Raw genomic sequence first — 24,267 nt, forward strand, 5'->3', positions numbered from 1 at the left:
TCGTCGTCCCGAGGCTCGTGCGTGTCCCGCCCCGCCGAGCACGTCGTCTCTCCGACTCGTATCTCCGACTCGTCTCTCCGAGAGGAAACCCGTGGACCGAGCCAAGTACCTGCCAGCCGCCCTGCCCAGCCGGCGGCGTCTGCTCCAGAGCGCGGCCCTCGCCACGTTCTCCACCGCGCTGCTCCCCACCCCTCGGGCGGGCGCGGCGCCGCGAGGCCTCGACTACCCGCAGTCCGAGTGGTCGCCGGCCAGCACGTCCAACTACACGGTGGCCAACCGCCCGACGAGCCACCCCGTCGACTTCGTCGTCATCCACGTCACACAGGAGACGTACGCGAACACGCTCGCCATCTTCCAGAACCCGAAGAAACAGGTGTCCGCGCACTACGTCGTCAGGTCCGCCGACGGCCACATCGCCCAGATGGTGCGCGAGCGCGACATCGCCTGGCACGCGGGGAACTGGGACTACAACACCCGCAGTATCGGCATCGAGCACGAGGGCTGGGTGGACAAGCCGGAGTACTTCACCAACGCCCTGTACGAGGAGTCGGCGAAACTCACCGCGGCGATCTGCACCAAGTACGCGATCCCCAAGGACCGCTCACACATCCTCGCCCACTACGAAGTACCGGGCAGCGACCACACCGACCCGGGCCCGAACTGGGACTGGACCCGCTACATCAGACTCGTCAACTTCGCCTGACCGAGCGAGGCCGAGGAGTCACGGATGCTTGTCCGCGTCCGCCGCCCGAGTGACGATGTCCCAAGCCGCATCACGTCCAGGTCGAGCACCTCCAGTGCCCGGCCCGTCCAGCGCCCAGCATGTCCAGTCCCCTCATGTCCAGTCCCATCGCTTTGCGGGAGGCCGGGTTGACCGATCCATGGGTGGCCCTCAATCCGGGCGCCGACCCCGTCGAGCGGGTTCGCGTGCTGCGCCGCGCCCACGAGACGTTCACCGAGGCGGGTACGGTCTCGCGACCGGTGCGGTCCGTGGTCGCCGACTCGTGGCGGCGTTCGGCGCGGGCCGGGGTAGGACCGGACGGCTCCGCTTGTGTGGAACTCACCGACGGAGACCTCGGGTCGTATCGGGCGGAGCACCCGTTGGCCCCGGTGATGCCCCTGTTCCGTGAACTCATGGGCACGTTCGCTTCGGACGGCGAGCACCTCCTCGCGGTCTGCGACGCGCAGGGCAGACTCCTGTGGGTGGAGGGCCATCCCGTCACCCGGCAGAAGGCGGACGGTATGAACTTCGTGCCGGGCGCGCGGTGGGCGGAGTCCGCCATGGGCACGAACGCCCCGGGTACGGCGGTCGCGCTCGACCGGCCGGTGCAGGTCTTCGCGGCGGAGCACTTCATCCGGCGCGTCCAGCCGTGGACGTGCGCGGCGGCTCCGGTGCACGATCCGCGCACGGGACGGCTGCTCGGTGCCGTCGACATCACCGGCGGGGACGGTCTGGCGCATCCGCACAGCCTGGGGTTCGTGCAGGCCGTGGCGCGCGCCGCCGAGTCCCAGCTCGCACTGCTCACCCCGATACCGGCCGCCACCGACGCCCTGCAGCTGACCGCTCTGGGGCGGGACGAGGCCCTCCTCGTGGCGGACGGCCGCAAACTGCGCCTGAGTCGCCGGCACAGCGAGCTCCTGGTGCTGCTGTCCCGCCATCCGGACGGCCTGACGGGCGACGAACTGCTGTGCTCGCTGTACGAGGACGAGTCGGTGACACCGGTGACGCTGCGCGCGGAGCTGGCCCGTCTGCGACGGCTGCTCGGGTCCGGGGTCCTCGGTTCACGGCCCTACCGGCTCGCGGTTCCGGTCGAGTCCGATGTCTCGGTCGTGGAGCGCAGACTCGCTGCCGGTGCGATCACGGCGGCTGTGACGGCGTACGCCGGGCCGTTGCTGCCCGGTTCCCAGGCCCCGGCGGTGGTGCGGCTGCGCCGACGGCTCGCGGACGGGCTGCGCGCCGCCCTCGTCGCCGGCGGCGACCCCGACCTGCTGGCGTGCTGGGCCCAGGCGTCGTGGGGTGAGGACGACCTCGATGCGTGGCGGGCGCTGGCCGCCGTGCGCCCGACGGCTCCGATACAAGCGCGGCTGGCGGAACTGGAGGCGGAGCAGTCCGCGTACCCGTGGCCGGTGCGGCACTGACGGTACGGCGGGCACGCCCAGGTCCACCGCGCAATGTACGCAACGTATCTGCAACCTCCCCATCCCTACGCTCGCCGCGAGAGCCGTCCAACGGCGGGCGGCCCTTCCTCGGGAGGCAGAGCACATGACCCGTTACGCAGCGCCCGGCACCGAAGGCGCGATCGTCTCCTACCAGTCGCGGTACGACCACTTCATCGGCGGCGAGTACGTGGAGCCCGCCCGTGGGCAGTACTTCGAGAACCCGAGTCCGGTGAACGGGCAGCCGTTCACGGAGATCGCGCGGGGCACGGCCGAGGACGTGGAACGCGCCCTGGACGCGGCGCACGCCGCCGCACCCGCCTGGGGCCGCACGTCGGTGACCGCGCGGGCCGACATCCTCCTCAAGGTCGCCGACCGGATGGAGGCGAACCTGGAGAAGCTCGCGGTCGCGGAGAGCTGGGAGAACGGCAAGCCGGTCCGGGAGACCCTGGCCGCCGACATCCCCCTCGCCATCGACCACTTCCGCTACTTCGCGGGGGCGGTCCGCGCACAGGAGGGGTCGCTCGGCGAGATCGACGACGACACGGTGGCGTACCACTTCCATGAGCCGCTGGGCGTGGTGGCGCAGATCATTCCGTGGAACTTCCCGATCCTGATGGCGGTGTGGAAGCTGGCGCCGGCGCTCGCGGCGGGCAACGCCGTCGTGATCAAGCCCGCCGAGCAGACTCCGGCGTCCATCCACTACTTGATGAGCCTGATCTCTGACCTGCTGCCGCCGGGCGTCGTGAACATCGTCAACGGCTTCGGTGTCGAGGCGGGCAAGCCGCTGGCGTCCAGCGCGCGGGTGGCGAAGGTGGCGTTCACCGGCGAGACCACGACGGGGCGGCTGATCATGCAGTACGCCTCGGAGAACATCAAACCGGTCACGCTCGAACTGGGCGGCAAGTCGCCGAACATCTTCTTCGACGACGTCTGGGCGCAGGACGACGACTTCCGGGACAAGGCGCTCGAAGGTTTCACGATGTTCGCGCTGAACCAGGGCGAGGTGTGCACCTGTCCGTCCCGGGCGCTCGTCCAGCAGGGCCACTACAGCGAGTTCCTCGACGCGGCGGTCGCCCGTACCGAGTCGATCAAGCCCGGTCATCCGCTCGACACCGAGACGATGATCGGTGCTCAGGCCTCCAACGACCAGTTGGAGAAGATCCTCTCCTATCTGGACATCGGCCAGCAGGAGGGCGCCAAGGTGCTTACGGGCGGGCACCGTATCGAGTACGACGGTGAGTTGGCGGGCGGGTACTACGTACAGCCGACGATCTTCCAGGGCGACAACCGGATGCGGATCTTCCAGGAGGAGATCTTCGGCCCCGTCGTGTCCGTCACGTCGTTCACGGACTTCGACGACGCCATCAAGACCGCCAACGACACGCTGTACGGACTCGGTGCCGGCGTATGGACGCGGGACATGAACACGGCGTACCGCGCGGGGCGTTCGATCCAGGCGGGCCGGGTGTGGACGAACTGCTACCACGCGTACCCGGCGCACGCGGCGTTCGGCGGCTACAAGCAGTCGGGCATCGGCCGCGAGAACCACAAGATGATGCTGGAGCACTACCAGCAGACGAAGAACCTCCTGGTGTCGTACTCGCCGAAGAAGCTGGGCTTCTTCTAGACGCCGAAAAGGGGCGCCTGAACAGGCACTTCACCTGTCAGGCGCCCTTGAGGGCCCGTGCTCGCGGTTGAGCTCGTGGTAGCGCGGAGGTCGAAGAACCGCAGGCCGTCGATCCGCCCGGAGATGTCGATGTAGAGGTTGCCGTCCAGAGTCCATGGATTGCGCTGCCCGGGCAGATGCCGATTGAGTGAGGGGCGCCGCCCGGGTGGATCTGCCCCGGGCCGCGCCCCCTCCCCGCCCCCGAACCGGGTGGCGGGACCCGCTCGACGGTCAGGTCAACGGATTGCTGCACCCCGACGACCAGCTATGAGAGCTGATCTCGTTGTTCGCGTTGATCCTGCTGGTTCCCCTGACGAGGGTGTTGTCCCTCAGGTCGTCCACGTACAGCTCACCGCGGCGCAGACAGCCGGTGTGGCCGCCGGCGTCCTTGTTCTCCCAGAACTGCACGTTGTTGACGCCGCCGGAGTAGGTGCCGGTGTTCAGCAGCGAGGTCGCCTTGTCGTTGGACGGGCTGCGGAAGGGTCCGACGGTGTCGTTCCAGTTGTCGTCGTTGCCCTGAGCCGCGCCGATCTGCTCGTTGCAGTCCACCGCGTCGTACGCCCGCACGTAACCGTCGCCACCCTGTGGGTTGTTGGTGTACAGCCGGTAGAGCCTGTCGCAGTTCGGCCCGGCGACGCCGTCCGGCGCGGCCTGTGCGGGGCCGGCGAGGAGGGTGCCCGCCGCCGCGGTCACACTTGCCGCCACCAGCGCGGCACGGATCTTGTGCATCGTGTCTCCTTCGGTTCTCGGTGGTCGGCCACGTACGGATCGACGTGGCCGAAGTCATCAGGCATCGGCCGTCCTGGTTGCGGACGTCGGCCCGGTCAGGGCATGGGCCGTCGCGGTCGCCCGTGCCGGAGGGCGCGGCCCACCATCGGCAGCGGCGCGCCCGTGCAGGTATCAGCGGGCGCCCGCCCCAGCCTCCAGGCGGTCCGCCCGGCGCAAGGCGGTCAGCTTCATCCGGCGGTCGTCGGCGATCTCCTCGGCATACCGCTCGCGCACCGGAGCTCCGTACTCCCCGTCCAGCCGGACCAGCGTGCTGTGCAGGGTGATGCCCCGGGCGCATTCGGCCTCCGCGACGGCGATGCCGACTGCCACGGCATGAGCACGCTCGTCGCTCAGCCCTTCGCTGCGCTTCTGCGCGTCGGCACGGGCGGCCTCCGGGTCTGCGTAGACGCGACCCGTCTCGGATCGCATGCAGCGGGACCACGCCTTGAGAGCGGCCGTAAAACGCGGGTCCCGCATGAGCCGCGGCATGTACACCGCGCTGAGATTCGTGGCGATCTTGTCGGCGTGGAAGAACGCCCGTGCGTCGCCGTAGAGTTCGTCCCGCGCGGTGCGCGTGCAGCCGCCGTTCGGGCTGCGGACGGTTCCTCCGGCCGGCAGTCGTACGGACAGCATCGGTGTGTCCGACGGGCCCTGGAGGGCGGTCGCGAATCGTTCTCGCTCGGCCGACGACAGCGCCTTGCCCGGTGAGACGGCCTGTCCCCGTTCCCTCTCCTCGAAGAACGCCCGCCGCAGTCGTTCGCCGTATCCGTGCTTGCGCGCCCATGCGACGTCGTCCCAGACGAGGCGGTAGGAGAAGGCGCGGTCCGTGTCGGCGTCCACACGCGGCACCACCCGGTAGTCGAGCCCCTGGCGCCGCATGCACTGCTGGATCAGACGTTCCTCGGCGTGCTCGACCTTGCCCTGCTCGGCCCGCGTCAGCTCCCGTACCTCGTTCGTGGACCGCGGTGACGTCCCCGGTTCCTGCCCACGGGAGTCGGCCGCGCAGCCCGTCAGTGCGGCGGCGGTGGCCGCCGCGACGATCGTGACGGTGGCGGCGATGCTTCGGCGTCGCACGATGTGTCCCCTCCCGGTCCCCGTTCGAGATCCCCACCATCGCGTCGGGCACCGGGCAGCCGCCACACGTTGAAACCGTGCTCTAAACGGAGGGGGGACGTCGCTCCGATGCACCCGGCGCACTGTCGAGGAGAATCAGCCCGGCGGGCGAGATGGTGTGCAGCACACGCGTGCTCCGCCGTACGCTCAGCAGCAGGCCGGCCCGTCGCAGCACCGTGGCGTGATAGCTCGCCGCCGCTCCGGAGATGCCGAACCGGTCCGCGAGTTCGCCGGTCGTGCGGCCGGCCACGACATCCTCAAGGATCGCGGCCCGCGTACGGCCGATGAGTGCGGCCAGTTCCGCGCTGCGCGCCCTGTCGCCCGTCGCCTTGGGCGCAGGTCTGCCGAGCGTGTGCTGGATCGGGTAGACGACGACCGGGGTCGCGTCAGGGGCGGCCAGTGTGACCGGCCGCCGGTGGCAGAAGAAGCTCGGCTGCAACAGCAGCCCGCGTCCCTCCAGCCGCAGTTCGCGCTCCACGGGGTAGTCGGCCTCCAGCACGGGTGGCTCCCAGCGCAGCACGGGGCGAAACCCCGCGAGAAGCCCGTCGGTACCACCTTCCAGCACCGCTCTGCCGCGTACGACGTGGTCGGCGTCCACCTGCGCCTGGATGTGGGGCCAGTAAGGCGCAAGCGCCAGTCGGTGGTAGGCCTGCAGCGCCGCGCCGAGCTGGCGCAGGGTCTCGGTGTCCCCCTCGGCCAGGCCATGGGCATGGGTGTACGCGGGCCGTCGAACCGGCCTGCGGCGCGAGGCGGCGAGTCGGGTCATGTCTCGGCGCAGGTCGGTCCGCGGGGTGCTGAGCACCGTGTCGATCGCGCTGGCCAGGTCGTAGTGTCCGCCGAGATCGGGGGTGAGGAAGTCGGGCGAGTAGCCCTGCGGTGGCAGCAGCGCGGCGAGCAGCCGGCTCGCCTCGGGCAGCCGTGGTCGCACGGATCGCCGCCAGGACCCGAAGAGCAGGGGTGCCTCTTGTGTGATCAGGATCTGGAAGCTGTTGGTGATCTCCCACAGCGGATCGGCAGCGGCGGCGACGCGGACGCGCGCGACGTCCTCGGTGGTGAAGTGCACACGTAACATTGGTTCTCCGATGGTGGTCGATCATCGGTCGGAGTGACAGCCAGGTGTCCGTGCACGACGGGCGGAACGGGTTTCCTGCCGCCCCGTTGTCCCCGCCCGCCGTCTCCTGCTGACTGCCGCCTCAGCGTGCCCGCGTCAGCACCGAGGTGCATCCCGCGCGGGAGGGAAGTCGCAGTGCTCTCCCGGGAGTGACGCGTTCTCCGAGCGGAGCGCCCGCCACAGCCGCGCCTGTCGCCATCGACATGTGACCCGCGCCAGGAGGACCGGACAAGGGCCTGTCACGAGCTACGAAGGCGCTTCGGTCGGCTTCCGGATGCCGGGAGGGCGACAGCCTCCGTCGGCGTGGGTGTCCGCCCCGGAGGCTCTCCCCGACGGTCGCCTCGACCTGCGTCCGCCGGGCCCGGTCGGGGGCGGCCCCCTCACGGACGGCAAGGAAAATCCCCCGCCCGCGGGAGGCTCACTCCCACGAGCGAGGAGGAAGCATCCCCCGGGCGAGGGAGCTCCGGGGAACGCACCTGGGCGGAGCCGGCCCAGGTCCGCCGGCGCGTCACAGGCCTGGTCGACCAGGCCTGTGACGCGCTGGTCGGCCTGGCCGTCGGCAGCAAGTCCGTGCGCGGATCCCGATCCGGCGGGGTCAGGCGGTGGCGTCCGTCTCCGCGGCGGTGTCCTTCTGGCCCTCCACCTGCTTGAGGCGTTGGCGCAGTGCCCCAGTGACCGCCTGGTAGGAGTCGCTGCCGAGTACGACCCTGAGGGGCGCGGGCTGCTGCGCCGCGCTGGCGATGACGCGGGCGGCGATCCGTACCGGGTCACCGATGACCGGGACGGCGGTCTTCTTGAACTGGCGTACGAACGCGGCCGGCGTCCCGTCGTAGGCTGCCAGTGGCTCGCCGATACGGAGGCTGCCGCGCGAGAACGCGGTGCGGGCACCGCCCGGCTCGACGAGGGTGACACCGATCCCGAACGGGGCGACCTCCTGGGCGAGGGCCTCCATGAACCCTTCGATCCCCCACTTTCCCGCGTGGTAGAGCGAGGCCCCGGCGTGCGCCGCCAGCCCGGCCACCGAGGAGATCTGGATCAGCCGACCGCCGCCCTGTGCGCGCAGGTGCGGCAGCGCGGCCCGGGCGGTCTGGATCGAGCCGAGCAGATTGGTGGTGATCTGGTGGACGACCTCGTCGTCGGTGAGTTCCTCGGCAGCGCCGAAGAGGCCGTAGCCGGCGTTGCCGACCACCACGTCGATACGGCCGAGATCGGTGAAAGCGGCGTCGACGACCTCCCGTACCTTCGGCAGGTCGGTGACGTCGAGGTGACCGAGCCAGAAGCGGTCCCCGTACTCGGCCCGCAGATCGTCGGCCGAGCCCTCCCGCCGGACGGTGCCGGCGACGCGGTCGCCGCGGGCGAGCAACTGCTGGGCCAGCTCTCGTCCGAAACCGCTGTTGACTCCGGTGATGAACCATGTCTGTGTCGTCATGCCGCCGATGCTCACGGGTGCCACCCGACCCTTCCAGGTGGTGGCGTTCCTGGTAGTGGGAGGGACACCCTGCGACGCGCGGGAGAGCCTACGCTTGCCCGGTGGACAACGCTCTCGGGGATTTCCTGCGCGCACGGCGCGAACTGGTCACTCCCGCCGAGGCCGGCCTGGCACCCGGACACGGGACGCGCCGCGTACCCGGGCTGCGGCGCGAGGAGGTGGCCACGCTCGCCGGCATCAGCGTCGAGTACTACCTGCGCCTGGAACAGGGCCGCGACCGCAACCCCTCGGCCCAGGTGATCGACGCGCTGGCCGCCGTGCTCCAGCTCGACGCGGAGAGCACGGCGTACTTGATGTCGCTCGCGGCCGCGAAACCGCGCCGTGGCCGCGGCCGGCCCGTCGAGCACGTGCCGCCCGGCCTCGACTCGCTGCTGCGAACGCTCAACGTGCCCGCCCTCGTTTTCAACAAGTACAGCGACGTACTGGCCGCGAACCGGCTGGCCCGGGCTCTGTCACCGGACCTGGCACCGGGGGTGAACCGGCTGCGCGTACTGTTCACCGACCGGGCGGCACGCGAGTACCACGCCGACTGGGAGTGGTACACGGCCGTCGCCGTGGCTCATCTGCGGGCCCAGGCCGGCACCGACACAGGTGACGAGCGGCTGCACGCCCTGATCGGGGAGCTGTCGGTCAAGAGCGACCGCTTCCGTCATCTGTGGGGACGCCATGACGTGCGCTCGGCGAAGGGCGTCACTTTCCGAGTACGGCACCCGCGGGTCGGCCCCCTGGAACTCCTGGTCGAAAAGTTCCAGGTCGTCGGCGCCACCGAGCTGGAGACGATGCTCCTGCACGCCGAGCCCGGCACGTCCTCGGCCGACGCCCTGGCTCTGCTCGCATCACTCGACACCACCGCCTGACCAGGGACCGGCGCCCGTGGTTCAGCAGGCCGGTCGGAGCGCCCGCCTTGCTCAGGAGCGACTGCTTGTAAGCGACTGCTCGCAGTCGACGGCTCCTGCGGTCGGTGGGCATCTTCTGTGCCGCTGTGAAAGTTTGTTGAAGGCTGGCGAGCCGTGTCGTGTTCAAGCGGCAGAAGAGGCACCCGAGTTGGCGGAAACTGCATGCAACATGACCTGTTTCAGCAGATGTTGATGTCATTTCAGGGCGTAGCGGGCGCTCAGGAGAGGTGGCGCGCGGTGATAGCATCGCGGCGTCTGCGGCCTTGATCAACTTTGTGGTGATCTGAGGCCAGCCTGCTCTTCGTAGTAGCGCTCATGCAGTTCCCAAGGTGTGCGCTGCGGATCTTTCTGAGGCGCGTTCCGGCGATGTCTGCATGTCGCGCCCCGGGAAAGGTATCGATGAATCGAGACGTGCTCATATGGTGCCTCGGTGCTGTGGCGGTGATAGCCGCCGCCGCAGTCCTAGCACTCGTCGTCCGCAACAGAGCTCTGGGAGCAAGAAAACGACAGTTCGAGCGTGAGTCGGCGCACCGGCTGGCCGAGGCCCAGAGCAGGCTCTCGACCGCTCTGAGCGACTTGCAGAAGTTCCGTGCCGAGCAGGACGGCGCGCTGCGGGACGCCGAACGGACGGCGGAGGAGAGCACCAAGGCGGTCCTCAAGGGCGCGGTGCGCTTCCTGCAGAGCCTCGCGGCCGAGCAGACCACGCTCCTGGACGGCATCCAGCGCAAGCACGGCGGACACGCGGTGCTGTCCGACCTGCTGGACGTCAACCACGCCACCGCCCAGATGGCCCGCAAGGCCCAGGGCATCGCGGTCATGTGCGGCGCGCCGCTCAGCCGCCGCAGCCAGCCCGCCAGTGTCTACGACGTGGTGCGCAACGCCCAGGGGCAGATCCGTAACTTCAACCGCGTCGAGATCATGCAGCAGAGCGGGATGGCGCTGAAGGCGTCCGCGGTCTCGCCGGTCGCCCTCGCCGTCGCCGAGCTGCTCGACAACGCCGCCAGCTTCTCGCAGCACGACGCACCCATCGAGGTCACGTTCCAGCGCGTGCAGAAGAACCTGTGCATCGTGATCGACGACGCCGGTGTCGGTATGAACGACGAGGACCGGCAGAAGGCGACCGTGCTGCTGTCCGGCGCCACCGCCCCCCGCCTGTCCCAGCTCGGTGCCCAGCCGAAGTTCGGTCTCCCTGTCGTCGGCCTGATCGCGAGCCAGTACGGGTTCAAGGTGGACGTCACCGGAGTCTCCCGGTACGGCGGCGTCCGGGCCGTCGTCCTGCTGCCTGAGGAGCTGTGGACCATGGAAGAGACCCCGCAGGCCCCCGCTCAGGAAGCCCCCGTACGCCGGATCCGGCGCATCCCGACGAGGGAGGACGAACCCGAGAGCCGCACGGTGCACGGTCTGCCGAAGCGGGGCGAGCGTCAGTCCCCCACGGCGAGCGTGACCGATGGCGGGAGTTCCACCGGCGGGGCCACCCGCCCGTTCAAGAAGGCCCGGGGTGCCGGTGGCCTGGCCGCCATCCAGCGGGGCACCATGTCGGGCCGTGCCGCCGAGACCCCGTCGTCCGAAGGGACCGAGGACGCATGACCACAGACATGTCGTGGATGGTCAAGGACATCGTGGACAACGTCCCCGGTGCCCGGCACGCCGTCGTGCTGTCCGCGGACGGCCTGCCCCGCGGGGCCACGGACGCTCTCACCGACAAGGACGTGAAGACGATCTCGGCCGCCATGTCCGGGATGCAGTCGCTGAGCCGGGCCACCGCGCACTTCGTCGGTGCGGCGCAGGAACAGCAGTGGAACCAGACGGTCATCGAGTTCTCGCACGGCTGGGTGTTCCTCATCGGGGCGGGCCAGGGCGCCTATCTGGCCGCCGCCGCGGAGCCCGACGTCGACCTCCAGCAGCTGTCGTTCCGGATGAACCGGCTGGTCGCCAGGCTGGGCAACAACCTGACGTCACCGCCGCGGGCCGGTCTCGACGACCCCTCCCGGACGAGCGACGCCGCGCGGCTCCCGCACGCCGGGGCCGGCGGTTCGAACTTCGTGCTCAAGGAGCTCGACCAGGTCGTCGCCGAGGTGGCCGGCGCCCGGCACGCGCTGCTGCTCGGCGCCGACGGGCTGCCGCGCGGGGCGACCTCGGCGATCGGCAAGGATCTCGCGGACACGATGTCCGCGGCCATGACCGGCATTCACGCCTACAGCCGTGCGGCGGCGGATTTCGCGGGCGGTTCCCCGGACGCCGAATGGCAGCAGACGGTCATCGAGTACCAGCACGGCTGGATCTTCCTCATCGCGGCCGGGGACGACGGCTTCCTGGCCGCCGCCGCCGAACACGACTGTGACATCGAGAAGTTCACGACGCGGCTGTGCGACGCCGTGCCCGGGATCCTGGCGCCTGAGAGCAGGGGAGAGAGGGCCGACCATGTCTGACGGATCGGACGAGGAGCTGGAGCTCACCTCCCCATTAGTCCCTCTCTTCGTGATCACGAACGGGCGTGGGCTCCCCTCGGACCACGAGTACGAGCACACCGCGTTGGTGACCGCGCACGACAGCGGCTCGTCCGCGGCCGCGCGTGCCCTGTCCCCCGAGGCACGCAAGGTCATGAATCTGGTCGCCGACGGATTCCTGTCGGTGGCGGAGGTCTCGGGCCACACCCACCTGCCCCTGGGCATCGTGCGGATCCTGCTGGCGCAGCTGGAGGAGGACGGCCTCATTCTCGTACGCAAGCCCATTCCCCGGGTCGAACGCGCCGAACGCGAACTCCTCAGCGCCGTGCTGGATGGCCTCAGAACCAAATTCGGAGCGTAAGCCGTGTATCTGAATCCAGAGACTTCCAACTCGGTCAAGATCCTCGTCGTGGGTCATTTCGGGGTCGGGAAGACCACCCTGATCAACAGCATCTCCGAGATCGAACCGCTGCAGACCGAGGAGGAGATCACCGAGGCCAGCGAGGGCTTCGACGATCTGTCGGGGACACCGAACAAGACGACCACCACCGTGGCCATGGACTTCGGCCGTCTCACCCTCAGCGACACCCTCGTGCTCTACCTCTTCGGAACCCCCGGGCAGGAACGCTTCAAGGAGATGTGGGAAGCACTGTCACGGGGCGCGCTGGGCGCCCTCGTCCTGGTCGACCCCACTCGACTGCACGACAGCTTCCCCATCCTGGACCTGGTCGAGCGCTTCGGCCTGACGTACACCATCGGCGTCAACCACTTCGAGGGCACCACCGAGTACCCGCTCGACGAAGTCCGCGAGGCGCTCAACCTCGCCGAGGACACCCCGATCGTGCACTGCGACGTGCGTGACCGCACGTCCTCGGCGCAGTCCCTCATCACCCTCGTGCAGCACCTCATGTCCATACTCGGCTAGGAGCCGGCATGCAACACCAGATCAACTCCCACCCGACACCGCCGCCCGGGTGCCCCGCGCACGGCAACACCCAGCTGTTCGGCCCGGAGTTCGGCTCCGACCCCGAGCGCCACTACGAGAACCTGCGCTCGCTCGGCCCCAGCGCCCCCGTCGACATCGCCCCCGACGTCGAGGTCGAACTGGTCACCAGCTACGACGCGGCCCTGTACATCCTGCAGAACCCCGCCTCCTTCGTCCGCGACTCACGCCGCTGGAACGCGCTGAACGAGGGCCGGGTCCCCGCGGACAGCCCCGCCCTGCCCATGATGGGCTACCGGCCCAACGCCCTCTTCAGCGACGGTGCCGCCCATGCCCGGCTCCGCCAGGCCGTCACCGACAGCCTCGCCAGCATCGACGAGCTCCAGCTCGTGCGGCAGACCCAGCAGTCCGCCGACTACCTGATCAGCCAGTTCTCCTCGGACGTGCGCGGCCAGGCGGATCTGATGGCCGACTACGCCCAGCCGCTGCCGCTGCTCGTCTTCAGCGACCTGTTCGGCTGCCCGCCCGAGATCGGCGACCGCGTCATCGCGGGCATCAGCGGCATCTTCGAGGGGACCCCCGGCGCCGACCAGGTCCTGGGCGGCGCGCTCGGCGAACTGATCGCCCTCAAGCACCGCCGGCCCGGCAACGACGTGACGACGCGGCTCATGCAGCACGCCGCGGGCCTCAGCGACGAGGAGGTGCTGCACCAGCTCGTGACCCTGCTCTCCGGCGGCACCGCGCCTCTGGCCGCGGCCATCGGCACGAGCAGCGCGCTGTACCTCGGAGAGGACTGGCCGGCCGGCCTCCCGGTCGAGGACGCGGTCGTCCAGACCCTGTGGAACTACGCGCCGATCGCCAACTACGCGGCCCACTACCCGACCCACGACGTCGACCTGGGCGGCCGGGTGCTGCGCGCCAACGACCCGGTGGTCATCTCCTTCGCCGCGGCCAACACCGACCCGAAGCTGACCGAGCACCGCGAGCAGCTCAGCGGCAAGGCCCACCTCGCCTTCGGCGCCGGACCGCACGCGTGCCCCGCCAAGGACCCGGCGTTCATGATCGCCGTCACCGCCGTCGAGTCGCTCCTCAACCGGCTGCCCGACGTCGAGACGCGCGTCCGCTTCCAGGATCTCGCCTGGGTGCCCGCGCCCTGGAGCCGGTCCCTGGTCAGCGTCCCGATCCGGTTCACCCCGCGCAGCGTGACCCAGACCGCCGCGGAGTCCTCCCGGCCCCAGGACGCCTCGCCGTCGCACGCGGCGCAGTACCCCACCGCCTCGTACCAGCAGTCGGCGGCGCCCTCCGCATCCAAGGCCAAGTCCGGCCTTTTCAGTCGGTTCCTGGCATGGACCAGGGGCGAGTGACGTAAGTAACCCTATGAGGACACAGTGTTATTGGATGCTTCAATAACCTCACGGGTACGTATGGCGGCTGTTGCTCAGAAAGGAGCCGCCACCGTGGGCAGCCTCACGACGTCGTCGTCCGACCGCCGCGCCACCGTCTCCCTCTTCTCCCGTCTGCGGACGGCGGAAGGACAGGCTGATCCCTTCCCCCTCTACACGGAACTACGGTCCAAGGGCGGAGTCCGCCCCGCACCCTGGGGCGGCTTCCTCGTCACCAGCTTCGACGCCTGCGACCGCGTACTGCGCAGCGCCGAGTGGCTGGAGCCGGACAAGGGCTGGCGCGACCGGCAGGGCCCCCGCACCCGCTGGAGTGCTCCGTCATCGCGCGAGATAGGCAGCACGATGCCCGCTCTCAACCCACCGGAGCACACCAGGGTGCGCAGGGCGGCGGGCGGATTCGACCGGACGGCCATCCAACAGATGAGCCGCACTGTCCTCCGGCTCACCGACGGTCTCCTCGACACCCTGGCCGAACGCCTCAGGGACGGCGAGGAGCACGCGGACTTCGCCGCCCTGGTCAGCGAGGAACTGCCGATCGCCACCATCGGCGCCTGGCTCGCCCTGCCGTCGGCCGACTGGCCACGGCTGCGCGAACTGACCCATGAACAGGTCTTCACCCAGGAACTGCTGCCCTCCGGCAGCCAGTTGGCCCGGTCCGACGTCGCGATGGCCGAACTGCGCTCCTACTTCATGGAGCTCATACGCGACCGGCGCCGGCACCCCGGCGACGACCCCGTCTCGCGCTGGATCACCACCTGGGACGCCATGGAGTCCGACCCCGACAAGGCCGACGAGGCGGTCTACTTCCTCGTCCTGTTCGTCCTGCTGGCCGCTCTGGAGACCACCTCGACCCTGTTGTCCACCATGACGCTCCACCTCGTCGAGGACCCCGCACGCTGGGACCTGCTGACCGCCCGCCCCGACCTGGTACCCGCCTTCGTGGAGGAGACACTGCGCTACGACCCGCCGGCTCACGTGATCAGCCGGGTCGCCGCACGGGACGGCCTGCTGGACGGCGTCGAGGTCCGGGCCGACGACATGGTCCACCTCATGGTGGGCGCCGCCCACCGCGACCCGGCGAAGCACCCCGATCCCGACCGGTTCGACCCGCACCGCAAGGCCTTCCACAACCTCGCCTTCAGCGGAGGCATCCACTACTGCCTCGGCGCCCCGCTGGCCCGACTCGAAGCCCACACCCTCCTGCGCCAACTGGTCGGACGCCTGCCCCGCCTCACCCTGGCCCGACGCCCGCTCAGGGCACCCAGAGTGGCCTTCAGGCGTCTGCTGAACCTGGACGTCGCCCTCGCATGAACCACATACTCCCGCCCCCCGCCGTCCGCCCCTCCGCCATCGACACCGAGCAGGACGGTCCCGTCCTGCGCGTCCGCCTCAATCCCGACGGGCAGGACGACGTCCTGAGCGCCGCCGCGATCGACGACCTCATCGCCCTGCTGGACTCTCTGCACGGACGGCCCGACGTCCGTGTCCTGGTCCTGTCCTCCCTCGGACCGGACTTCTGCACCGGAGCGGACCGCGGCGAGTACCTGGACGCGGTCACCGCCGACCCGTCCGGCGCCGCCCTGCGACGGGCCGTGGACAAGGCCCACCGCCTCTGTCACGCCCTGGAGAACACCCACGCCGTCACCATCGCCCGGCTCCACGGCAAGGTCGTCGGCGCCGGACTCGCCCTGGCCGCGTTCTGCGATCTGCGGGCGGGCTCGGACACCTGCCGATTCCGCATGCCCGAAGTCGCACTGGGCCTCCCACCCGCCTGGGGAGGCGCCCTGGGCCGGCTGATATCCGAGGTCGGCGTCGCACCGATCCGCGAACTGGCGCTCACCTGCGAGGTCTTCGACGCGTCCACCGCCCACCGGATCGGCCTGCTCCACAAAGTGGTTCCCCACGACCAACTGGACCGCACCGTCGACGCGTGGACGAGACCGCTCGCCCGACGCTCGCCCGAGACCCTCGTCCTGACCAAGCGCATGCTCGCCGGCTACGCACGGACCGGCACGGCCAACGTCTCCCTCCTCGACTCCCACCTTCTGTCCAGCACACTCAAGTAGCCCTGACACGGCGCGGACGCACTGCGGTCGGTGCGTCCGCGCCGCCGGGCGCGTACTGCCGGAGAGCAACGATCAGCCCCATTGCCGAAGATCCGTGAAGGGACGGGTACATGGACGATCGCGCGCAGCCCGCGGATACCGGGCCGTCGCATGCCGAACTGCGTGTCGGGGTGGTGGGCGTCGGTCAGCGGGCGCCGCTGGCCACATTGGCGAACCGGCCGGGGGTCGCCCGGGTGGTGTCCTGCGCCGACCCCGACTCCCGTGGCCGCGAGGACGCCAGGCGTCTGTTCGGGGCGGACGTCGCGGTGCACGAACGGTACGAGGACATGCTCGGCGACGGGCTGGACGCGGTGTTCGTCCTCACCCCCGACCATCTGCACACCGGGCCCGCGCTGTTCTTCCTCGACGCCGGGACCGCGGTGTTCGTGGAGAAACCCCTCGCGATCACCGTCGAGGACTGCGACGCCCTGCTCTCCGCCGCCTTCCGCTCCCGCACCCGGCTGTACGTCGGCCACAACCTGCGCCATCTGCCGATGCTGCGCCGGATGCGGGAGCTGATCGACAAGGGGGAGATCGGCACCGTGCGTTCCATCTGGTGCCGCCACTTCGTCGGTCACGGCGGGGACTTCTACTTCAAGGACTGGCATGCCGAACGGGCGCACACCAACGGGCTGTTGCTGCAGAAGGGCGCGCACGACCTCGATGTGATCCACTGGCTGGCCGGCGGCTACACCCGGGACGTCGTCGCCCATGGCACGCTCGCCGTCTACGGCGACAATCCGCGCCGCCCCGCGGGGACTCCCGTACCCGGCGGTGAGCGGATGCCCGACTGGTACGACCCCGACGTCTGGCCGCCGTCGGCCCTGCGCGATCTCAACCCGGTCGTCGACGTCGAAGACCTCAGCATGATGCTCGGCCGCCTGGACAACGGCGTGCTCACCAGCTACCAGCAGTGCCACTTCACCCCCGACTACTGGCGCAACTACACCGTCATCGGCGACGAGGGCCGTCTGGAGAACTTCGGCGACGGTATCGACGGCGACCCCGCCACCATCAAGGTCTGGAACCGGCGCCGGTCCGGCTACCGCCAGGACGCCGACCTCAGCGTCGCCGTCCCGGCGCAGGAGGACGGCCTGCACGGCGGCGCGGACCGGGCGCTGGTCGACGAGTTCCTGCGCTTCGCCGCCACGGGAGGCCCCACCGAGACCTCCCCGGTGGCCGCCCGCGAGGCGGTGGCCTGCGCGGCTGCGGCGACGACCTCCCTGCGGACGAACGGCACTCCGGTCGCCGTGGCCGCACCGGACCCGGCGCTGGTCGACTACTTCGACCGCCACCAGACCACCGTCCGGCCTGAGCGGGACCCGCGGACGGACGCCGGTCCTGCCTCCTGACCTCGGCGTACGCGTCTATTGCTCTTCTGCTCTTCTGCTCTTCTGCCGGGCTACTCGGCGTTCGGGGTCGCGGTCGTGGGTGAGTGGCTCCGGCCGCCGGTGACCGCCGTGGCCAGCGCGAAGACCAGGTCCAGTGCACCGGGACGACCGTCGGCCCCCTCTTGCGGGGGCAGGTGGAGGCCGCCCGCGTGGGTGCCGAGCGTCCGGTGCAGTGCGACGAAGGCGCCGGCCTCGGCGAGCACGCCCGCCGGGTCCCGGCGGTTGCGGTGCCAGGGGTCGCAGGCCCAGACGACGTCGGCCTCGGTGGAGGCGACCTTCTGCACCAGTTCCGGCAGGACATCGGTGACGCGGTCCGCCCCGAACCGGGTGAGGAAGGTGAGCCGTCCCGCGGAGCGCTCGGGGTCGAGCCGGTCGATCAGGGCGAGGACAGCGTCGTGGGTGGTCTCGGCCTCCACCACCACACCGACGGGGTTGCTGATCCGCGCCACGGCACCGGCCGACACGTGGTCGGCCCCGGCCGAGGAGTGGTGCAGCCAGACCATGTGGCCGACGGGGTCCCACCGGTCGCCGCCGGGGACGTCGGCCGGGGGCGGGGCGGAGTCGCCCGCGAGAGCGGTACGGCTGACGGCGGGCCGCGGCAGCACCGCCGGCCTGCCTCCGCAGGCGTGCAGGAAGCTCAGCGCGGAGCCGATCCCACCGGTCAGCGGCTCGTAACGGGCGCGCTCCGGGGAGTTCGCGACGAACGCCCGGTTCAGTTCGTGCGCCCACGACACCTCCGGGCGGACCTCGCTGCCGAACGCCCGCACCAGGTTGAGGGTCATGGCCGACGCCCGGTGGACGTCCGGGAGCCGGGCGGGCCCGGTGCGGCCCTCGGCCGGTGGTGCGTGGATCTCGGCGACGGGCACGACCGGGACGCCGAGCGCGTACGACAGGACGACCGTTCCCTGTGCCAGCACGGTCAGTTGCCGGGCGATGTGCTCGGCGCGGGGCACCGCTCCCGGCGGGGTGCCGCTGCCCGCGTGGAGCAGGAAGGCCTCGCCCCGGGCGGCGGCGGCCAGCTTCCCGCACAGTTCCTCGGCCTCTCCCGGCCATATCAGGGGCGGGTGTGCGGCGTCGGGCTCGGTCCCGGTCCCTGTCTCGGTGTGGTTCACAGCAGCGAGAGCTTGCCCCCGCTCAGCCACGAGTCCAGCGGCTCCCGCATGGTGGGCTCCGACGGAGGGTGGAAGGCCAGGGCTCGACTGGCGGCCAGCAGGTCCACTCCGTGGCCGTCGCGCACGAAGGACATGCCGCCCATCAGCTCCAGGACCCGGTCGGTGGCCTCCGCGATCGCCCGCTGGGCGGTGTACCGGATCAGCAGGATCCGGCCCATGAGCGCTTCCTCCGGTGAGCCGTCGTCCAGCTCGCGGGCGACGGCCTCGACGGCGGCCGACACCGTCTCCAGCGGGCCGAAGGCCGTCACCCGGTCGCCCGCCTGTCCTCGTCCGTCCGCGAAGAGCCGCTCCACCTGGCCGGTGGCGATGCCCACGTACGCGGCGGTGATCAGGATCAGGAAGCGTGCCATGAGCGAGTTCAGCCGGCCGGCCGCCTGCTCCGGGTCGCCCAGCGGGACGATCATGTGGTCCGGGACGAACACGTCGTCCAGCACCACGGCGTCGGTCTGCGCGGCCCGCAGAGCGTGGTTTCCCCAGAAGGGCTCCCGGCGCAGTCCGGGCGTCTCGGCGGGCACCATCACGATCAGCAGGTCGCCCGCGTACGGTGAATCCGGCGGCCCGGGTGCCAGCAGGGTCAACAGGCCCATCGATCCGACCAGGGAACAGGGCCGCTTGGAGCCGGTGAGCCGCAGACCGCCGCCGTTCGCCGCGGCGACCCTGATGCCGGGTGCGAAGAGCTGTTTGCCGGAAGCGCCTTCTGCTCCACAGGAGGAGACGAGCAGCCGTCGGCCGACGATCTGCGAGAGCACGTCGGCCGCGCCGTCGCCCAGCACGTGGGCCAGCCACGCCACCTTGTAGTGGTGCATGGTCGACGCCACGGCCAGTGAGGGGGCCCGGCTGCCCACCGCCCGCTGCAGACGTGCCCCTTCCAGGCAGCTCAGGCCGCCGCCACCCCGGGCGACGGGGATGAGGACGTTGCCACCGCCGGCTTCGCGGAACTCCTCGATGACGTGGGTGTCGGGGTCCTCCACGGCCGCCGTGCCGAGTTCGGCCAGCCGGTCGTCGAATCCGGGCAGCGCCTTGTCGAGGACGGCCCGTTCGGTGGTGAGTATGTTCAGCATGGGTGACTCTCCTCGTCACAGTGCGTACGAGAACCGGACGCGGTCCTCCCCCGGGCCGTCCCAGTCCTTCCAGACGGGCAGGCTCTCCGTGCCCGTCACCTTCGCCGTGCCCGTCACGTTCTCCGTGTCCGGCGGGCCCGCCGACGGCAGGGGAATCGCCTCGAACCCCGTCGCGAGATGGAAGCGCTGGGACCGGGTGTTGCCGGGTGACACGACAGCGGTGACGGTCCGGCACCCCTGTCCGCCGGCCAGCTCGAAGAACCGTCTGTAGAGCACCCTGCCGAGGCCGGACCTGCGGTGGCCGGGGGCGACCGCGATGAAGTGGGTGTGCGCCTCCCCCGGTTCGGAGGGCGAGACGATGCCGACCAGGAACCCGGCGAGCACCCCCTGGTCGGTCACGGCCGCCAGGCTCGTCGCGTGGAAGTGGCGCAGGAACAGCCGGGGCAGCATGTGGGCCGCCGGGCGGCCCCACCACTCGTCCACCTGGGCGATCAGCGAGGGATAGTCCGACTCCTGGAGTGCGCGGATGCGCGGGAGTGCACGGATGCGCGGTGCGGTCATCTTCGGGTCCTGCTCCTTTCCCGGATCACTTCTCGGGTCACTGACCGGATCACTGTTCCTCGGCTCGGGGCGGTCGGGCGGCGGGACGGGCCGGAGCGGGACTCAACTCACCGTCCACGAAGAGCAGTTGAGGTACCTTCTCGCGGGCGCCGCACTCCTGCACCAGGCCGACCACCAGCATGTGGTCGCCGAGTTCGATGAACCGCACGGCCCGGCAGTCGAAGTGGCCGACGGCCCCGGCGATGCGTACACCGCCGGTCACCGGCTCGTCCTCGGTACGCACCTCGGCGAAGCTCTCCGCGCCCAGCGGGCGGTTCCGGTTGGCGAACCACCGGGCCAGCTCGGCCTGTTCGGCGGCGAGGACGTTGACGACGAAGCCGCCGGTCCGCTCCACCAGCCCTCTGATCCTGGCGTCGTGCCGCACGCTGAAGGACACCAGCGGGGGTTCGAGCGACAGGGTCGTGAAGGAGTTGACCGTCATCCCGTGCACGTGGGGACCGAGCCCGCTGGTCACCACGGTCACCCCGGTGGGAAGGCAGCGGGCCGTGGTGCGCAGGAGCGAGGCGGTCACCGGCTCCGCGGCCGTGGCGTGGATGGTCAACGGATCTCTCCCTCCGCCGGGAGCACGTCGGCGCCGAGCAGCACCGCGGCCAGATGGGACATGCCGGCGCCGAGCAGGACGTACTCCTCCGGGGTGCCCGGGCCGGTGGCGGGTTCCGGTGCGCCGAGCCGATCGGCGAGATGGATCAGCGGGTCGCTGCCCTGACAGTGGGCGATGCGACCCACGCTGTCCATCGCGATCCGCCGGCTGTCGAACCCGACGTCGGCGAGGTACATCTCCATCACGTTGCGCGCGAAGTTGCTGGGCAGGACGAGCGAGACGTCCGGCCGGACGCGGTGCCGGTCCGACAGGCCGGTGAACAGCTCCCGGTAGGCGGTCAGGCGGGCGGTCAGCCGCTGGTGCGGCGGCGCGTCCCGGCGCTCCTCGGCCGCGCCGTGGTGGGCCATGGCCAGGATCGGCAGGCCCGGTTCGCCGGCGGAGACCAGGGCGGCGGCCGCCCCGTCGCTGGCGATGGCCGCGCCACCGGCCACCAGGCGCTCCCCGCCGGTCGACAAGTCGGCCAGGTCACCGCTGATGACCATGACGTGCCGTGCGGTGCCGTCCCGGACCAGTGAGGCCGCGTTGCCCAGCGCGAACATCGCCGTGGCACAGTCCATCAGGCCGAGCGTGGCGACGGTGGCACCGGTCATGCCGGTCTCCTGGAGCAGGTCGGCGACCTCGCGGTGGGCGCGGCGATCGGGCGGGAGAGAGTCCGTGGCGAGCAGGACCGTGTCCACGGCCTTGCCCGGGACGCCCGCTCCGGCCAGGCACTTCTGCGCGGCCGCGGCCATCAGCTCCACCAGCGGGGCCTGCGACCAGCGGTAGACGGAGAACCCGGCCGCCGGGGAGGTCAGTTCGGCCGCCACGTCCGGTGCGGCACCCAGTTCCGGGAGTTCGGTCACGGGAGCCTCGTACTCGCCCAGTTCGTAGGCGGCGGCGCACAGCCGCGGCGTGATCACTGTCCGGCCTCTCGCGACGCGTGCCCTGACCCGGAACCTGACGCGGGCCCCGCCGTACCGGACGCCTGCGCGGCCAGCGCCGTGAACCGTTCGGCCAGGTGGTCCACCGTGCTTCTGTCGTACAGCCCGGTGTCGTACTCGATCCAGCCGGAGGCGCCTTCGGGGGCGGGATGGACCGCGAGTGTCAGGCCGTAGCGGGCCACGCCCTTGTCCACGTCCGACGTGGACACGACGGCACCCTGCACCCTGCGAGGACCCTCGGCCGGGCTGTCGAACACGAACGCCACGTCGAACAGCGGGTGCAGGCCGGGGAGTCGGCGTTCGGTGGCGATCAGCTCCGCCGGGTACGCCGCATGCCGCAGCCCCCGTTTCGACGCCGTGTGGGCCGCCCTGATCCGCGCCCCCCAGGTGCCGTCGCCGGGGTCGCGCAGCCGCAGCGGCAGTACGTTGAGCAGGTAGCCGACGGTCTGCTGTGCGTCCGGCCGGTCCCGGTTGGCGGTGAAGGTGCCGAGCAGCACGTCCGGCCGGCCACTGAACTCGGCGAGCGTGGCCCACGCGACGGCCGCCCAGCCGGCGTAGGCGGTGGCGGCCGAGCCCCTGGCCGCTTCGGCGATGCCCTGGGCCACGGCGGCGGGCAGGGTGAACTCCACGCGTCCACCCGTGCCGGGGGCGGCCTGCCCCCGGGGGCGGTCGGTGGCGAGCGGAGGCGGGGCGTCCGCCAGTTCGTCCGCCCAGAAGCGGGCCGCCGCCCGGCCCTGTGGTCCGGCCGTCGACTCGGCCTGCTCCAGGGCGAAACGGCCGAAGGGGCGCGTCGCGGGAGCGGGCACGGCGGGGTCGCGGGCGAGTTCGTCGAGCAGCAGCTCGAAGGACCAGGCGTCAAACACCAGGTTGTGTACGACGACGAGCAGCCAGGCCTCCTCGCCGGAGGCTCCCTCGGCCAGGGCCACCCGCAGGAGCGGCCCTTCGGCCAGGTCGAACGGCTCGTGCGCCAACTCGCGGGCCAGGGCGTGCGCCTGCTCCGGGCCGCCGGGGCAACGGGTGCGGACCAGCCGGGGAGGCAGGTCCTCGTGCACCACCGGCCGCACGGCCCCGAGGTGTTCCTCGAACGTGGTGCGCAGCGCCTCGTGGGCGCGGACGAAGCCCTGGACGCGTTCGGCCAGCAGGTCGAGGTCGACCGGGGCTCCGGTCAAGCGCACGGCCTGGCAGACCACGTCCACGGGCCGCCCGGCGGCGGTGTGATGGGCGCGCCACAGCCGCTCCTGGCCCGGGGTCGGCCGCGCCTGGGTGCGCGGGGCCTGTTCGCGTAACCGGGCTCGGAGCCGGTCCAGTTGGTCGGGGGTGAGCGCGGCGAGCCGTGCGGCCAGCTCCGCGGGGACACCGGCGGTCATGCGTAGCGCCTCCGTAGTTCGTTGAGGTGACTCAGGCTCTCGACGACGAGTTGTTCGTCCACGCCGAAGTCGATGAGGCAGGCGATCTCCTTGACGCCCATGCCTTTGAAGCGGTCGACCACCGCGGTGCAGGAGTCGGGGGTGCCCAGCAGCGCGCCCTTCTCGAAGTACTTGTCGAAGGCGAACCCGATGAGCTGGTCCTGGTCGGCCTCGGACATGTCCCGTACCCCTGCTCCCGGCGCGAGGTTCTTCTTCTGCGAGTCGATGACGGTCAGGAAGGAGCGCAGATAGTCCGTGAACGGCGGCCGGACGGTCTCACGCACCTCCTCCAGGTCGGTGCCGATGAAGGTGTGCAGCATCAGCGTGACGGTGACGTCGTCCGGATCGTGCCCGTAGTCCTGGAGGGTCTTGTAGTAGAGGGCGAGCTTGTCCTCCAGCTCCTCGTTGGTCATGTCGATCAGGGCGGTCAGTACGTTGCAGCCGAGGCGGCCGGCCGTCTCGAAGGTGTCCGGGCTCTTTGTGCAGGTGAGCCAGATCGGCAGCTGGGGCTGGACCGGCTGGGGGTGCAGTTCCAGTTCGACGTAGTTGCCGAGGGCGTCCTGGGCCGAGACCGGCGCGCCTTCCCAGAGTTCGCGGATGGTGTCCACGGCGTCGAAGGTGCGCTGCCGCCGGTCCTGCCAGCCGTCCGGGTTGATGGCGAAGTCGACCGGGCTGAACCCCGTGGCCAGGGCGATGCCGGCCCGTCCGTGGGACAGGTTGTCGACCACCGCCCACTCCTCGGCCACCCGGATCGGGCTGTGCAGGGGCAGGACCACGCTGCCCGCGCGGATGCCGAGGCGCTGGGTGGCGCCGGCCAGCGCGGCGCCCAGTACCGAGGGGTTGGGGTAGAGGCCGCCGAAACGGTGGAAGTGCCGTTCGGGGGTCCAGATGGCGGTGAAGCCGTTCTCGTCGGCGTACCGGGCGGCGTCGAAGACGAACCGGTACTTGTTCTTCTCGTCCCCGGAGAAGAAGATCAGGCTGAATTCCATGGGTG

23 protein-coding genes are annotated in these 24,267 nt (G+C 70.8%); 12 read left to right on the forward strand and 11 right to left on the reverse strand.

Going from position 1 to position 24,267, the window contains the following annotated elements; translation table 11 throughout:
- Window positions 1-91 precede the first annotated feature (91 nt).
- The 3 genes from J8N05_RS37465 to exaC all read left to right on the forward strand — a co-directional run bounded on the left by J8N05_RS37465 (window position 92) and on the right by exaC (window position 3,787).
- Window positions 92-703: an N-acetylmuramoyl-L-alanine amidase gene (locus tag J8N05_RS37465; protein WP_210891138.1), complete on the forward strand. Its 612-nt coding sequence runs from the start codon at window positions 92-94 to the stop codon at window positions 701-703.
- 134 nt (window positions 704-837) lie between these two features.
- Window positions 838-2,139, forward strand: coding sequence for a GAF domain-containing protein (locus tag J8N05_RS37470; RefSeq protein ID WP_210891140.1), 1,302 nt, complete (start codon window positions 838-840; stop codon window positions 2,137-2,139).
- 124 nt (window positions 2,140-2,263) lie between these two features.
- Entirely contained in the window at window positions 2,264-3,787 is a 1,524-nt protein-coding gene (exaC, locus tag J8N05_RS37475) for an acetaldehyde dehydrogenase ExaC (RefSeq protein ID WP_210891142.1), read from the forward strand.
- A gap of 270 nt (window positions 3,788-4,057) precedes the next feature.
- Here the strand turns inward: exaC and J8N05_RS37480 are convergent, their stop codons facing one another.
- From J8N05_RS37480 to J8N05_RS37495, 4 genes are all read right to left on the reverse strand, one after another.
- Entirely contained in the window at window positions 4,058-4,555 is a 498-nt protein-coding gene (locus tag J8N05_RS37480) for a hypothetical protein (protein WP_210891144.1), read from the reverse strand.
- A 171-nt stretch (window positions 4,556-4,726) separates the two neighbouring features.
- Window positions 4,727-5,668, reverse strand: a complete 942-nt coding sequence (locus tag J8N05_RS37485) for a hypothetical protein (protein ID WP_210891146.1) — start codon at window positions 5,666-5,668, stop codon at window positions 4,727-4,729.
- Between the two features lie 82 nt (window positions 5,669-5,750).
- Window positions 5,751-6,779 carry an ArsR/SmtB family transcription factor gene (locus tag J8N05_RS37490; RefSeq protein ID WP_210891148.1) on the reverse strand — a complete coding sequence of 343 codons (1,029 nt, stop codon included), beginning with the start codon at window positions 6,777-6,779 and terminating at the stop codon, window positions 5,751-5,753.
- Window positions 6,780-7,413: 634 nt separating this feature from the next.
- The gene (locus tag J8N05_RS37495) at window positions 7,414-8,247 is read right to left on the reverse strand and encodes an SDR family oxidoreductase (protein ID WP_210891150.1); all 834 of its coding nucleotides are present in this window, start codon (window positions 8,245-8,247) and stop codon (window positions 7,414-7,416) included.
- Between the two features lie 101 nt (window positions 8,248-8,348).
- Between J8N05_RS37495 and J8N05_RS37500 the strand changes: the two genes are divergently transcribed.
- The 9 genes from J8N05_RS37500 (at window position 8,349) to J8N05_RS37540 (ending at window position 17,453) form a co-directional block, all read left to right on the forward strand.
- Window positions 8,349-9,164 (forward strand): helix-turn-helix domain-containing protein, encoded by an 816-nt coding sequence (locus J8N05_RS37500; protein ID WP_210891152.1) that lies wholly within the window; start codon window positions 8,349-8,351, stop codon window positions 9,162-9,164.
- A 438-nt stretch (window positions 9,165-9,602) separates the two neighbouring features.
- A complete protein-coding gene (locus tag J8N05_RS37505; protein ID WP_210891154.1) occupies window positions 9,603-10,790 on the forward strand; it encodes an ATP-binding protein in 1,188 nt (395 codons plus the stop codon).
- Window positions 10,787-11,632, forward strand: a complete 846-nt coding sequence (locus J8N05_RS37510) for a roadblock/LC7 domain-containing protein (protein WP_210891156.1) — start codon at window positions 10,787-10,789, stop codon at window positions 11,630-11,632. The genes J8N05_RS37505 and J8N05_RS37510 overlap by 4 nt, the downstream gene beginning before the upstream one ends.
- Window positions 11,625-12,011, forward strand: coding sequence for a DUF742 domain-containing protein (locus J8N05_RS37515; protein WP_210891158.1), 387 nt, complete (start codon window positions 11,625-11,627; stop codon window positions 12,009-12,011). Before J8N05_RS37510 ends, J8N05_RS37515 begins: the two co-directional genes overlap by 8 nt.
- 3 nt (window positions 12,012-12,014) lie before the next feature.
- Complete coding sequence (locus J8N05_RS37520; protein WP_210891160.1) at window positions 12,015-12,575, forward strand: GTP-binding protein; 561 nt, start codon at window positions 12,015-12,017, stop codon at window positions 12,573-12,575.
- Between the two features lie 8 nt (window positions 12,576-12,583).
- Window positions 12,584-13,957, forward strand: a complete 1,374-nt coding sequence (locus J8N05_RS37525; protein ID WP_210891161.1) for a cytochrome P450 family protein — start codon at window positions 12,584-12,586, stop codon at window positions 13,955-13,957.
- Between the two features lie 60 nt (window positions 13,958-14,017).
- Entirely contained in the window at window positions 14,018-15,307 is a 1,290-nt protein-coding gene (locus J8N05_RS37530; protein WP_210891164.1) for a cytochrome P450, read from the forward strand.
- The gene (locus J8N05_RS37535) at window positions 15,304-16,062 is read left to right on the forward strand and encodes an enoyl-CoA hydratase/isomerase family protein (RefSeq protein ID WP_210891166.1); all 759 of its coding nucleotides are present in this window, start codon (window positions 15,304-15,306) and stop codon (window positions 16,060-16,062) included. The genes J8N05_RS37530 and J8N05_RS37535 overlap by 4 nt, the downstream gene beginning before the upstream one ends.
- A gap of 110 nt (window positions 16,063-16,172) precedes the next feature.
- A complete protein-coding gene (locus tag J8N05_RS37540; RefSeq protein ID WP_210891168.1) occupies window positions 16,173-17,453 on the forward strand; it encodes a Gfo/Idh/MocA family protein in 1,281 nt (426 codons plus the stop codon).
- Between the two features lie 50 nt (window positions 17,454-17,503).
- Here J8N05_RS37540 and J8N05_RS37545 read toward each other — a convergent pair whose 3' ends face one another.
- The 7 genes from J8N05_RS37545 to J8N05_RS37575 are packed head-to-tail and all read right to left on the reverse strand — an operon-like array spanning window position 17,504 to window position 24,262.
- A complete protein-coding gene (locus J8N05_RS37545) occupies window positions 17,504-18,604 on the reverse strand; it encodes a 3-deoxy-7-phosphoheptulonate synthase (RefSeq protein ID WP_210891170.1) in 1,101 nt (366 codons plus the stop codon).
- Window positions 18,601-19,725, reverse strand: coding sequence for an acyl-CoA dehydrogenase family protein (locus J8N05_RS37550; RefSeq protein ID WP_210891172.1), 1,125 nt, complete (start codon window positions 19,723-19,725; stop codon window positions 18,601-18,603). Before J8N05_RS37550 ends, J8N05_RS37545 begins: the two co-directional genes overlap by 4 nt.
- A gap of 15 nt (window positions 19,726-19,740) precedes the next feature.
- Complete coding sequence (locus J8N05_RS37555; RefSeq protein ID WP_210891173.1) at window positions 19,741-20,286, reverse strand: GNAT family N-acetyltransferase; 546 nt, start codon at window positions 20,284-20,286, stop codon at window positions 19,741-19,743.
- A 49-nt stretch (window positions 20,287-20,335) separates the two neighbouring features.
- Window positions 20,336-20,887 (reverse strand): flavin reductase family protein, encoded by a 552-nt coding sequence (locus J8N05_RS37560; protein WP_210891175.1) that lies wholly within the window; start codon window positions 20,885-20,887, stop codon window positions 20,336-20,338.
- Window positions 20,884-21,846: a beta-ketoacyl-[acyl-carrier-protein] synthase family protein gene (locus J8N05_RS37565; protein WP_210891177.1), complete on the reverse strand. Its 963-nt coding sequence runs from the start codon at window positions 21,844-21,846 to the stop codon at window positions 20,884-20,886. The genes J8N05_RS37560 and J8N05_RS37565 overlap by 4 nt, the downstream gene beginning before the upstream one ends.
- A complete protein-coding gene (locus tag J8N05_RS37570) occupies window positions 21,843-23,234 on the reverse strand; it encodes a condensation domain-containing protein (RefSeq protein ID WP_210891179.1) in 1,392 nt (463 codons plus the stop codon). The genes J8N05_RS37565 and J8N05_RS37570 overlap by 4 nt, the downstream gene beginning before the upstream one ends.
- The gene (locus J8N05_RS37575; RefSeq protein ID WP_210891182.1) at window positions 23,231-24,262 is read right to left on the reverse strand and encodes a MupA/Atu3671 family FMN-dependent luciferase-like monooxygenase; all 1,032 of its coding nucleotides are present in this window, start codon (window positions 24,260-24,262) and stop codon (window positions 23,231-23,233) included. Before J8N05_RS37575 ends, J8N05_RS37570 begins: the two co-directional genes overlap by 4 nt.
- Window positions 24,263-24,267 lie beyond the last annotated feature (5 nt).

The sequence above is a fragment of the Streptomyces liliiviolaceus genome, assembly GCF_018070025.1.
In the GTDB taxonomy this organism is placed as follows: Bacteria; Actinomycetota; Actinomycetes; order Streptomycetales; family Streptomycetaceae; genus Streptomyces; species Streptomyces liliiviolaceus.